6 protein-coding genes are annotated in these 13,828 nt (G+C 31.8%); all 6 read left to right on the top strand.

All coding sequences use genetic code 11. From position 1 onward, the window contains the following. Window positions 1-57 precede the first annotated feature (57 nt). The 6 genes from WC663_01700 (at window position 58) to WC663_01675 (ending at window position 13,828) form a co-directional block, all read left to right on the top strand. A complete protein-coding gene (locus WC663_01700; protein ID MFA6296043.1) occupies window positions 58-2,952 on the top strand; it encodes a hypothetical protein in 2,895 nt (964 codons plus the stop codon). Between the two features lie 157 nt (window positions 2,953-3,109). Further along, window positions 3,110-6,121: a PKD domain-containing protein gene (locus tag WC663_01695; protein MFA6296042.1), complete on the top strand. Its 3,012-nt coding sequence runs from the start codon at window positions 3,110-3,112 to the stop codon at window positions 6,119-6,121. Between the two features lie 148 nt (window positions 6,122-6,269). Continuing rightward, complete coding sequence (locus tag WC663_01690) at window positions 6,270-9,011, top strand: EB domain-containing protein (GenBank protein MFA6296041.1); 2,742 nt, start codon at window positions 6,270-6,272, stop codon at window positions 9,009-9,011. A gap of 101 nt (window positions 9,012-9,112) precedes the next feature. Further along, complete coding sequence (locus tag WC663_01685; protein ID MFA6296040.1) at window positions 9,113-9,715, top strand: hypothetical protein; 603 nt, start codon at window positions 9,113-9,115, stop codon at window positions 9,713-9,715. Between the two features lie 125 nt (window positions 9,716-9,840). Beyond that, window positions 9,841-13,278 (top strand): DNA polymerase III subunit alpha, encoded by a 3,438-nt coding sequence (locus WC663_01680; GenBank protein ID MFA6296039.1) that lies wholly within the window; start codon window positions 9,841-9,843, stop codon window positions 13,276-13,278. Window positions 13,279-13,354: 76 nt separating this feature from the next. Continuing rightward, window positions 13,355-13,828: a hypothetical protein gene (locus WC663_01675; protein MFA6296038.1), complete on the top strand. Its 474-nt coding sequence runs from the start codon at window positions 13,355-13,357 to the stop codon at window positions 13,826-13,828.

Below are 13,828 nucleotides of genomic sequence, written 5' to 3'. Positions count from 1 at the left end.
TTAGTTTAGTTTGGATTTATTAATTTTGTATAAGCATTATATTTTTAAAATAATTAAATGAACAACAAAAACAATACGAATAATCTAATAGAAAGCATCCAAACAAAGACTAGAGTTTCTACTCGATCAAGAGTTGTAGTTGGTATTGTTACTGCTCTGGTTGTGATAACAGCAATTGGAACTGCGATTTTTTTCGCTGGAATTATTCCACCCTCTGGATGCCAGACTCAAGATGATGGAACATTTAAATGCAGTTTTTTGGAAAGCTTTGCGAACAATAATAATATTGATCAAACTAAAACTGATGCACAAATGGTTGTTGAAGGTGGCAGAGATGTTTTAAAACCAAATGTCTTGATAAATCTAAAAAGGCAAAATGCTCCTTTAGATCGAAATGTTAACTACACAAAACAACTTTGCGGTACCTTTTGTTCAAATGACACTTGTACAAATGATATTTCTCTTTCGCAAATGGCCACTATCATAGCTAGTCCTTTGACTAAAAATAATGTACAACTTCAAGAACAAGTTTTAAATTTTGATGATGCACATTTAGGACAATATACAACATTACCATATGATCTTAATTTAACAGCAAGAAGAGACAACGGCGAAAATAATCCAAATGCATTAGCAATGATTGATTCACAGACGCCTGTTTCAGCAATTGTCTATAATGATTTTTATGGAACAAAAAAACCGCGTATTTTGCCGATTTCTCCTGATTCGGAAGCAACTTTGCAACTAAGCGCTTGCGGAGAATACAAAGATAATTATAAATTTCCAGTGCAAAATTCTGGTTTTGATATTTTTGATCCAACAAATCAAATTTTGGATACTAGATTTATCCAAGGCTTGACTGTATCAAAGAATATTTCAACTAATTTAAATGATAATTATAATATAAAATCTGCAGAAATTAATTTAAAAATAGCAGATATTGACGGTATCTTGTTGCCAAATAGCCCTAAAAATATAAAAGGAACAATCATTTTATTAGCTTCTAATGATAATGGAGCGACTTGGTATACTCCATCCAGTTTTTCAAATGACGGAACAAACTGGAATAATATCTCAAATGAATCTGACAATTGGATAGATAAAATGCCAGGCAAAGGTTTTCGTTATGATTTCACTAATTCTGATGGTAATGAACTAAAATGGGCAGCAATTATTCAGTCTGATGAAACTGGTCTTCATTCACAAGTTCTCGCACAAGCTGAAAATCTTCAAGAAAATGAAAATTTTGAAAATGGCGGAGCTGCTGATAATTTTGAAATTGGAATGACAGGTTCTGAAGTTTTTAATATAAATCAAAATAGTGACGAAAATCCAATGCTGGAAAAAGATTTAGTACCAGGAGGAATTTTAGTCGCAAGCCCTGATGCAACTAAAGAATTTTATTTTTTAGAAAAATCTTTTTGGCCAGATTTAGGTCCTAATGACATAGATTCACGATTTGAAAAAGCAAATGTAACGATTGAAAGCTTGACTCCGGATATTGTTCAGGTCTTTGATAATACGAAAGAAAACAAAAATGTTAGCGCTTCTCAACGTGTTGGACAACTTTCTAACCTTCCGTTAGTTGGAGTATCAATGAATGGAAAAAAATCTGGTTTTGGAAAAATAAGAGTTTCCTATATAATATCTGGTGGAATTCCTGTATTAGTGGCTAGAAAAGAATTTTCTATTTTGGTTATTCCAAATACATATTTAAATATTGATAACTTAGATATTTCTTACACAGCTACAAAAACTGACGAAGTTGATCCTGATGGACCTGACGGACCTGGTGATCCTAATCCTCCATTACCTGATCCAAATGATCCAAATCCAAATGGTGATATTTCCGGTACAACAACATACATCTATAGAGGCGCAAATCGAGTTATTGCAGAGATTTCTGGCAATGATACTGATGCAAATAATAAACTAGATAATGCTCTTGATAGCAATAATCTTAAATTTAATTATGGAACTGACAAGAATAATCTTGATAAAAATGCAAAGGTATATTTTGATAGTAAAGCAAATAAATATTATGCGGTATTAAGAGATTTACAAGGCGGTGAAAAAGATGGATTTAATCAAGATGGCTTTAATGATGGCAGAATGAAATATTATTATCGCTTTTCTATTGGAGATAAAGGAATTTTCTTGGATAGCGAAAAGAAAACAACTCTTGGTACATTTTTAACTTTAAATAGAAAAAGAACAATCCTCTATTATTACAATTGGATCTTTGATAGAAAATATGATTTAAATAAAGAATATGATTTTGCAAAAGTCCAAGATGGCGGCGTAAATTTCTGGTACGATACTAATATCACCTTGCCTGGCATTAGATTTATGATGTTAAATGATCGAAAATACAAAGAATTTAATAATTATTTAAATAAGAAAAAAGTAACTAAAAAATTAGTAACTTGGCTATATAAAAAAAGTTTAGATAGAATTTATGACGATAATTTGTATAAATTCGCAGATGATGATGGAGTAAATTATTGGTATCGACAAATGACAAAAATAAGATCCAGAGATAGAATTTCCAGAGAAGGCGTAAAATTTGCAATTAGCGCAAGCACTGAATCAAGAAATGAATTGCAAGAATTATTTGCAGCAAAAAATGAAGCGAATGCAGAATTTTCTTACAATGTTGTTTTGAAACGTGGTGGTGATCAAGGCGGTGTAAATTATTTAGTTGATACTTTCAAGGATTCTCAAAAAAGAATGCGCGAAGATTTGGCAAATAGTTTTGAATACAATAATAGACTAGAAACAATTGAAAAAGATAATGGCAGAAAAGCAGCAATTGCTGAACTATATGAAACATTGTATTCAAGGCCTGCTGATGTTGCTGGAGTTGATTATTGGGCAGAAAGCAATAAGACAATCCCACAAATTAAAGAGGATTTCTTAAAGAGCGATGAATTTACAAATGTTTTAAAATAAAAATACGAATTGTTAAAGCTGTTGATATGATGTTTCATTTTTTATGATATAATATATTCAGTCAATTTTAAGTTTGATTGCAAAATATATTTGTAAATATTTGAATAAAAATTTTTATTTTTTATTAAATTTTTAAATAATAAATTAATTAAAACAAATGACAACTGATACAAGTGTCAAGACTCGGTCAAAAACCGGCTTGATTGTGGGTATTGTCGCGGGAGTAGCAGCTTTAGCTGGAATTGGTTTTGCGATTTGGAATTTTGCGGTCGCGCCAACATTTTCATCTGAATACATAAATGAAAGTTTTGGAAAAGTAGATCATATGAATCTGAAAAAAGAAGCATTAAATATTCGAGATAGTAGCGACAGAGATGATAAATTAATTCTACCAAGTACGGATAAAAGTTTTTCGAATAGAGAACAAAATAATATTTGTCCGAAACAGTTAAAGGATGCAATAGATACAGTAGAACTTTATGTTGATAGTGAAGCCTTACAGCATTCAAGTGATCCGGATTATCAAAATTATTATCATATAAATACTAGTGATTTATCTAATAACGCAACAAAATTCGAAAATTTCATAAAGCTGAAAATTAATGGCAACAATGTTGATTTGAATTCAAGTACTTTTAATTTAAAAGGATCAAATATAGATTTAAAAACACTAATTAAGAATAAACCTGATGTAAAATTATCAGATTTAGTACGATGGGTAACAGATCCAACCAAATTAATCGTACAAAATAATGGATCTGTATGGCCAGTTATGCCAGGTGCTGCTGGTGTTTTTATGAATTTGTGCGATAAATCAAACACGGATGTATTGAATATTGTCATTGATGTTAATCCAGGGCAAAATGTTTCTCAACCAACTGAGAAATATACTTTTGATAATACTACAACAGCTGGAATTGGCACAACAAAAAGTTTTTTTGCTAATAAATATACTAATAGATTAGTTACATCAAAAGATTACATTGGTGAAATTTCAGGAAGCATTAGTTCTGATAATATAATAAATACTCTTGCAGGAAAAATAAAAAATGAAAATAATGTAATAAAAAATGTAGAAGGTTTCTTGAAATATAATGATGATCAAGTAATAAAATCACAAGTCCAACTATATTTTAGTTTTGACGATGGAGAGTCTTGGAATTTTGTGCCAATTTCTAACACAAAAACGACAGATGGTTTTTCATTTTCTTATAATGTTCCAGACGACAGCTTACTAAAAAGTAAAAAATTGAAATGGGCTGTGGCATATCAATATAATAAGGATATTTCCAAGAGTCTTCCTAATGTTGTAAAAAGTAAACCACTTCTTGGAGGAGAAGAAGTAAAAGGGATATTTTATACACCAGGCAATAATACAGATGGTCTTGCTCAAAATAAAGTTTTGTTTTTGAATCAGAATAATGTTTCTTCAAATATTGAGTTTCAAAATGACTATACGCGTATTACTGATCAAGAATTAGCCAGACATGCTTATAATGCAGAACTTTATGATGATTTTTTAATGAGCCCTTTTGCTTCTAAAGAACCAGGTATTTCAAACTATCAAAAAGAAAACTATATCGCTGGTGGTGATTTTGAGTTAAGATCGATTGCAGTAGTAACGTTACCTTCTGATTTGATTTTAACTAATTTAAAATTTAAGGTAGCTACAACTTCAGCGACAGCAACAACGCCAACTCCAGTAGGACAAGCAGCGACGATTACAGCAACCCCTACATCATGCGATAAAGCGCCTTGCGAAGTTCAATTTGGTATTAAAGAAGGTAGCATTAACTCAGCTTCTTACGGATGGGTGTTTGGAGATCAGCAAGGATCAGCTAGTTTCACAAATCTGAAATCTCCAAAACATACATATGAAAATCCAGGTGTTTATAATGCAAAATTGACTTTTCTTGGTAATTCACCTATCAGTTCAAATACTATTCAAATCAATGTTGCTGAATCTACTAGTGATGGAGAAAATGTTGGTGATCAAGTTGATCCAGGCACACAGAATCCGAGCGACATTGAAACAGATACAACTGGAATGCAAGGATTGCCAAATGTTTCTGTAACTGCAACTAATATTTTCAGAGGCAGTGATCGCGTAATTGTGAAAATTTTAGGCAATGATGATAATTCAAAAAATGAAGTTAAAACTGCTTTTGACGCTAAGACTTTAACATTCAAATATGGAACTGATAAGAATAATTTAAACAAAGAAGCAGAAGTAAGATATGATGATAAAGCTAATCAATATTATGTGGTATTAAGAAAATTGGAAGGTGGAGAAAAGCAAGGATTCAATGATAATGGCTTTACTGATGGAAGAATGAAATATTATTATCGCTTCATGGTTGGAGATAAGGGCTTGTATGTTGATAGCAACAAAACAACTACTCTAGCAAGCTTCAAAACGCTAAATCGCATGAGAACAGTCCTCTACTATTACAATTGGATCTTTGACAGAAATTATGATTTGACTAAAGATTATGACTGGAATAAAGAACAAAATGGCGGCGTAAAATTCTGGTACGATACAAATCTAAGCTTGCCTGGCATCAGATTTGCAATGATCAATGACCGCAAATTCAAAGTCTTTGATGAAACATTGGACAAGAAAAAGAAAAATATGAATTTGGTGACTTGGTTGTATAAAAAGATTTTGGATAGAATCTACGATGATAATTTATACAAGTTTGCTGGTGAAGGAGCTGATTTCTGGCTAAGTCAAATGACTGATATTGCTGAAGCAGATCGCTTGAACAAATCAGCAGTTAAATACGGAATTTCTGTAAGTAATGAATATCGAGATCAATTAGCAGAAATGGCAGCTAGTGAAAATGAAGCTCAAGCAGAATTTGCCTATATAGTTGTACTAAAACGCGCTGGTGATAAAAATGGCGTGAAATACTTAATGGATACATTTGATAGCCAACTAGGAATGAGAGAAAATCTGTTTAATAGCCAGGAATATAATCAGAGATTAATAGATATTGAAAAAGCATCTGGCAAAAAAGGCGCAATTACAGAATTATATGAGACAATTTATGCAAGACCAGCTGATAAAGCAGGTGTTGATTACTGGGATAGTACAGGACAATCGATACCAGAGATCAAAGCAGAATTCCTAAATAGCGATGAATTTAGAACTGCAGCTTCTGAATAGTTTGATAAAATATTACGGGCTGAATTAAGCCCGTTTTTATTTTGATTTTTTTCCTTTGTTACTAAATATTTGTTTACGATTTTTATAAAATAATGTATACTAAATTTATGATTTTAATTTTAAATGCCAAAAAAAATAAAAAAATAATATGAATAATCAAAAGAAAACAATAACAAAAACGACATCAAGCAGCAAAGTCAGAACTGTAACTGGTATCGTTTTAGCAATTCTAGTTGCTGTTGGAATTGGAACTACTATTTGGTATTTTGCTGCAGTAGTTTTAGATCAGTCAATAACTGTAGATGAAGATTTTTCTAATTCTGAACATTTGGTTTTGAAGGATGATGTAAAATTAAATCCTCAAGCAGGTTTCGCTCAAAAAAATTTATCGATATACAGCAATAAATCAAGTTTTGATAGAGATTTGAGTCCTGATAAAATTGGCTATCTTTGTCCTAATGAATTAAAACAAAAAATATCTTCTATCGAAATTAGCACTGCAAATAATCAGACCGCAATTGATTCTAATTCAATAAATGAACCAAGCCTTGATAAATTCGTAAAGATAAAAATTAATTCTCAAGATATTGATGCAAATACTTCAACAATACAAGATATTGATCTTAAAAATTATTTTGTAAATTTTGACACAGTTGCCTGGAGCGATTTATTGAGATGGTCATCAAATAATCCTGATGCTTTATTTGTTTATAACAATGGAACAGTAATGCCTATAGGTCAAGGATCTTCTGAAATTCAAGTTGGCATCTGCGGAATTGTAAGCAATAAAATTGCTTTAACAGTAGATGAGGGCAAACCGGCTGATTATACTTTCAATAATGTTTCAAATGCTAACGTTGGTACTGTTCAACCATTTTTTGATAGTACTTTTAAAAAAGAATTTACTGATGGTCTTTTTTTCTCAGATAATTTAGCAAATACAAGTAATAATTTTGGAAATGTTACAGGAGACATTGCTTATAGCCCATCGAGCAATCAAAAGACATTCTTTGAGAATATTAAATTTTTAGTAAGCTTTAATGAAGGTAATACATGGGTGAGAATTCCGTTGATTCCGATGCAAAATAATATAGATCATTTTGCTTATGATGTGCCTCAAAATGCTCAAGGAAAAAAATTACAATATGCTGTAATTTATAAATATTCTAAAGATGGAAGCGGTCCTTTTATGCAAGTTTATAATCAAAGATATAATTTTGGCAGTAATAACTTTGGGCTTTTGGAAGGACAGGGTGGAACTTCTCCGATCTATTTGCCAGTTGAAGGCAATGCCGATATTAATGTTGATGCGCCCACTTGTATTGCCGGACAACACTTAAAAGAACCAATTAAATATTTTAATGATTACTTAATGGGAGAATTTTTCTCCAAAAATCCGGGAATTACTAATTATCAAAAATTATATACTTGTGTTGGCGCTTTGGGCGATGTTCCAGGCATGCCACCAACACAAGTAAATTCTGCAGTTGTTGTGACAATGCCATCACATTTAGTTTTAACTTCCATTAAATTTGTCGCAAATATCGCAACACAATGCGAAGAAGGTCAAGAAATAGTTAATGGAGAATGCACAGCTCCTATACCGCCAGATGACGGAGGAAATGTATGCTTGGATAATTTTGTTTGTCCTATTGGAACGACTCGAAATGGATGTACAGAAGAATGCACATCAGTTCAAGGCAATTGTCCTGAAGGTCAAGTTTTGGTAAATGATAAATGCGAGGCGGTTTTAAATAATGGAAATGAACCTGCTCTAATGGTAAATCCAACTGTAATCCCAAGAAATGAAAATCGTGAGATCATTACATGGAAAGTTGGCAATGATAGTTATAAAAATCAGGATTTAATATTTACATACGGAACAGTTGATCCAAAAAATATTCAAACTGATGCTAATGGCTTTGTTATTCTTGAAAATCAAACAACTGCACAAACGCATTATGATAAAACAAAAGATCTTTATTATGTCGTTTTAGAAAATCTACAAGGCGGTCAATTGTCAGATAAAAATGATGCCGGATTTGTAAATGGTAGAAAACCATATTATTTTCAAGTAAGTTTTGGCGATAAATCCTCAAATTCTTCAGAATTCAAAACTTTAAACAGATTTCAAACTATTCTCTATTATTATAATTTAGTTTTGGGCGATACTTTTGAATTGGAAAAATATGAACAACCAGATAACTCTTTAAGAGCTGGCGGTCCAAGCTTTTTCTATAAACCAGAAGGACAAGAGCCATTAAGTCTTAAAGGAGTACAGTTTACATTGCTAAATGACAGAAAATTTGGAGAATTTGACAAACGTATTCAAGCAACTGAAAAAAAGATTGGCAATAAAAAAACGATAGAAATGCTGTATCGAAAAATACATGATAGAATCTATGCTGATAATTTAGATAAAATTTCTGATCCGAATGGCGTTGATTATTGGCTAAAGCAAGTTGAAAGAGATGATGATAATAAGATTGATATAGTAGGCGCAAAATTTGCAATATCAGTAAGCCCTGAATCAGTTGGAAATATTTCGGCAATGCCTGCAGATGAGCAGAAAAAAGCCCAAGCTAATCTTGCATATGAAATTGTGTTAAAACGTGGCGGTGACCAAACTGGAATTGCTTCATTGACAAAATTATCAAATGCAAAAGAAATGAGACAAAAACTGGCGACGAGTAAAGAATATAATGATAGATTGGCTTCTATAGAAAAAAGTAGTGGCCGCAAAGCTGCAATTGTAGAATTATATGAAACTTTGTACGCTAGAGCAGCGGATGTTGGCGGAGTTAACTACTGGGATAGCACTGAAAAATCAATTCAAGAAATAAAAAAGGAATTCCTAAATAGCGCTGATTTCAGTAAAGTAGCACAATAAAATTCCCAAAAAGCGGATCAGAAGGGTCCGCTTTTTGTTTGAGTTTAAGTATGTTTTATTATATAATAATCTGTAAGGTAAATTCGTAAATCACATAAAAAATGTCTGAAAAAAACAAAGAATTGTCATGGGAAAAAGTAGAAAAATATTTATCAGAAAAAACTGATTCTGGAAATATGATGGCTTTAGTTGAAACTGAAAAACTTTTTAAAGAAGCAGTGTCTGATTTTGATTTGCCAGGCGATGATTTAGAAAGACAAATCTCGGCTTTAAGCTTTGTTTATACAGATGCAAATGAATTAGAAAAAACAAGAGCATTATGCAAAAAAATTGTCGAAAAAGAAAATTTTACTCTGACAAAAATTGAGACAATTAAAAACTTGGAAATTTATTATCAAGCGATAACTGATTTGAGTGATTATAGAAAAAAGAAAATATCAGCATTCAAAAAAACAAAACTATATTTACAGACTTTCTTGCCAAGTCCAAAAGATTTTTTTAAAAAGTATATTTTAATTTTTTTTATTTTTTTCTTAACAATCTTTTTACTTGATTCTACAAGTTTTGGCAGAATACTAGTCGATATTTTTGTCTCGCTCTCCCACCTGATTTTTAGTTGGGTTCTATTTATTATTTTATTAATAGCTGGAATCGCAATTCTTGTTGTTGGAACGGTTTATTATTTTCAAAGCAAGCATAAATAAAATTTTCAATAATCAATGACCAATTTCCATTAAATTTTCAAACGTCAATTTTCAGTAAACGACGAGTTGAAAATTGAAAATTGAGTAATTAATTGAAAATTGTAAATTGATAATTGAAAATTCGTATGCCTTTCGTTCATCTTCACACACATAGCCACTATTCCCTACTTGATGGCTTGCCAAAAATTGACGAGCTGGTTTCGCGTGCAAAAGAATTGGGCATGCCAGCTGTAGCATTGACTGATCATGGTGTAATGTATGGAATTGTTGAATTTTATCAAGCTTGCAAGGATGCGGGCATTAAACCTATACTTGGCGTTGAAACATATGTTGCGCCAAACAAAATGAGTGATAAACGCGCTCACATTGATGTAAGACCTTACCATTTGATTTTACTTGCAAGAAACCAAGAAGGATACCAAAATTTGCTGAAATTAATTTCAAAAGCACATGTTGAAGGTTTTTATTATAAACCAAGAATTGATTTTGAATTACTAAAAAGTAATTGCAAAGGCTTGATAGGACTTTCGGCATGCATTGAAGGACAGATTGCTCGAGAAGCTTTAAGTAATGTAAATTTAGCAAAAGAAACTGCTTTGAAATATCAAGAAATATTTGGTAAAGAAAATTATTATCTTGAACTTCAACATCATGCGACTATCAAAAAACAAGCTGAAGCAAATGAAAAATTAATTGCAATTGCAAAAGAAATTGGAGCACCATTGGTTGCAACAAATGATATTCATTATCTAAAAAAAGAAGATGACAGAATCCAGGATATTTTGCTATGCATTCAATTGCAAAAAAAAGTTGATGATAAGAAGAGAATGTCAATGATGGGTGAAGATTTTTCAATGAAACCGACCGAAGAAATGGAAAGAGATTTTATTAATACTCCAGAAGCAATTTCAAATACTTTAAAAATCGCTGAGCAATGCAATGTTGAAATAGAATTAGGCAAAACTAAGCTTCCTTTTTTTGTTGTGCCAAAGGATTTGACTCCAATGGATTATTTAAAACAACAATGCGAGGAAGGCTTGACAAAGAGATTTGGTAAAGGAAGAAATGAGCTTGATAAAATAATTGTGGAAAGACTAGATTATGAAATGTCAGTTATTGAAAAAACTGGCTTTGCTTCTTATTTTTTGATTGTCTCTGATTTTGTGAATTGGGCAAAAGATACTGGCATAGTGGTCGGCCCAGGCAGGGGTTCCGCGGCAGGTTCACTAATCGCCTATTTATTGAGAATTACTGATCTTGATCCAATTAAAAATGATTTATTATTTGAAAGATTTTTGAATCCTGAAAGAATAAGCATGCCTGATATTGATATGGATTTTGCTGACACAAGGAGAGGCGAAGTTTTGCAATATGTAAAAAGAAAATACGGAGCTGATCATGTAGCTCAAATTGTTACTTTTGGAAAAATGGCTGCAAAAGCTGCAGTTCGCGATTGCGGAAGAGTTTTGAGCTATCCTTACGATTATTGCGATAAAGCAGCAAAGATGATTCCATTGGGCTCAACTATTTCTGAAGCTTTAAAGATAAATCCTGAATTAACAGCTTTTTATAATGGCGATCCACAAGCAAAAGTATTATTTGATTCTGCGAAAAAATTAGAAGGTGTTGCAAGACATTCTTCAACTCATGCTTGCGGAGTTGTAATTACTAAAGATCCACTAGACACTTATACGCCATATCAATTTTCTACAAGAGGAGACGAAGAAATCACAACGCAATACGAGATGCATGCAATTGAAAATTTGGGGCTTCTTAAAATGGACTTTTTAGGATTAGCAAACTTAACAATTATTGAAAAAGCTTTGGAAATTATCGAAGCAGTACATGGTGTAAAAGTAGATTTCACTAAATTAGAAATGGATGATAAAACTACTTATGATTTGTTGCAAAAAGCGCAAACTGTCGGTGTCTTCCAGCTTGAATCTGCGGGCATGAGAAGATATTTAAAATTGTTAAAACCAACTAATTTTGAAGATTTAATTGCTATGGTTGCTTTATATCGTCCAGGTCCAATGGAATGGATTCCTTCTTACATTGATGGCAAACATGGCAGAAAGCAAGTTGAATATGTACATCCAAAGCTTGAACCGATCTTAAATAAAACTTTTGGTATTGCTGTATATCAGGAACAATTGATGCAAATTGCGAGAGACTTGGCTGGCTTTACTTTAGGCGAAGCTGATGTTTTGAGAAAAGCTGTTGGCAAGAAAATAAAAAAATTATTGGAAGAGCAAAAGGATAAATTTATCAAGGGTTGTGTTGCGAATGGAATTGCAGAAGAAGTTGCCAGAAAAGTTTTTGCTTTTATCGAGCCTTTTGCTGGCTATGGTTTTAATAGATCTCATGCTGCTTGCTATGCTTTGATTGGTTATCGAACTGCTTATTTAAAATCTCATTATCCAGTTGAATTCATGGCTTCATTGCTGACTTCTGATCAGCAGAATATGGATAGAATTGCAATTGAGATTACTGAATGCGAAGAAATGGGAATAGAAGTTTTGCCTCCTGATGTTAATGAAAGTTTTCCAAATTTTGGTGTAGTAAAAGAGCGTGGAAAATGTATTAGATTTGCTTTTAATGCTATAAAAAATGTTGGCGCAACTATTGCAGAAGCAATTTATAAAGAAAGAAAGAAAGCTGGAAAATTTAAAGACTTTACTGAATTTGTTAGAAGAGTGCGACACAAAGATTTGAATAAAAAATCAATTGAGGCATTGGCAAAAGCTGGCGCTTTAGATTCTTTAATTGAGAGAAATCAAGTCCTGCAAAATATTGATAAGATTTTAACTTTTTCTAAATCAGTTCAAAAGGAATTAGATTCTGGTCAAACAGATTTATTTGGTAATAAAAAAAATGAAGTTTCAACTATCAATTTAAAATTAGATCAAGCAGAACCTGCAACAAAAAAAATGAGATTGGCATGGGAAAAGGAATTACTTGGGCTTTATGTTTCAGAGCATCCAGTTGATGAATATAAAGATTATTTGAATGCTGTTGCTATTCCAATAAATCAACTGAATATCAGCATGAATGAACAAAAAATTAAGGTTGGAGGTGTAATTGCAAAGACTAAAAAAATATTTACGAAAAAAAATGATCCAATGCTGTTTGTGGAAATTGAAGATATGACTGGCAGTTGCGAGATTGTTGTTTTTCCATCTGTTTTAAAAAAATATCCTCTGATTTGGCAGGAAGAAAAAGTTGTTTTGATTGATGGCAAGGTCAATGATCGAGATGGCGAGGTTAAAATTTTGGCTGACAAAGTAAAAATTATTTCTGATAAAGATATTGAAGTTGCAAAAGAGGAAATTCCAAAATCAATCGAAATAAATATTCCAAAAAACGCAAATTCCAAAATTATTGAAGATTTAAAACCGATTATTTTAAATAATTTAGGATCAACTGATGTTTTTTTAAATATTCCTTATCATGATGGAAGTTTTAAAAAGATTAAAGCAAAATCAAAAATCTTGTACGATCCGAAAGTTTTGAGCCAGATTGAGATGGTTGTAGGTAGTGGAAACGTGACAATGACGAAGTAAAATTGGTAACTAGTAACCTGTAACTAGTAACTGTCGTTTTCTAGTTACTAATTACTTGTTACTAGTTAACTCGATTATGCGTGATAATAATTGGTTAAAACAAAGACTTTTATTTTTTTTACAAAATCATTTTTCTGATGTGCCGATTAAAAATGAGATTGTTATTTTGTTTGGAAGAAAAGCAAAAGCAAGGTTGGGATCTATTAAATTAAATCCTAAAAATAATCAGACTGTTATTACTTTGACTTCTTATTTCAAAGATGAAAAAATTCCACAATTTGTTGTAGATGGCACAATTATACATGAACTTGTTCATTATGCGCATGGATTCAATTCCCCACTTGCTCAGTCTTTTCGCCATCCGCATAAAGGCGGAATTATACGAAGTGAAATGGCAAAACGCGGTTTAGAAGAATATTTTGTGAAATCAAAAATCTGGTTGAAACAAAATTGGCCAAGTGTTGTCAAATCTAAAGTCAAAAATCATAAATATAAAATAAGACGCCGTCGCGTAAACGTTTTTAATTTTTTTAGATTTTTAAATTTTTAG

The sequence above is a fragment of the Patescibacteria group bacterium genome, from assembly GCA_041662665.1.
GTDB lineage: Bacteria > Patescibacteriota > JABMPQ01 > JABMPQ01 > JAQVVF01 > JAQVVF01.
This window is presented reverse-complemented; position numbering and strand designations above follow the sequence as displayed.

Excerpts from the sequence above, each read along its gene's own strand:
- WC663_01690 (MFA6296041.1), top strand. The coding sequence starts at position 6,270 with ATGAATAATCAAAAGAAAACAATAACAAAAACGACATCAAGCAGCAAA.
- WC663_01700 (MFA6296043.1), top strand. The coding sequence starts at position 58 with ATGAACAACAAAAACAATACGAATAATCTAATAGAAAGCATCCAAACA.
- WC663_01685 (MFA6296040.1), top strand. The coding sequence starts at position 9,113 with ATGTCTGAAAAAAACAAAGAATTGTCATGGGAAAAAGTAGAAAAATAT.
- WC663_01695 (MFA6296042.1), top strand. The coding sequence starts at position 3,110 with ATGACAACTGATACAAGTGTCAAGACTCGGTCAAAAACCGGCTTGATT.
- WC663_01675 (MFA6296038.1), top strand. The coding sequence starts at position 13,355 with ATGCGTGATAATAATTGGTTAAAACAAAGACTTTTATTTTTTTTACAA.
- WC663_01680 (MFA6296039.1), top strand. The coding sequence starts at position 9,841 with ATGCCTTTCGTTCATCTTCACACACATAGCCACTATTCCCTACTTGAT.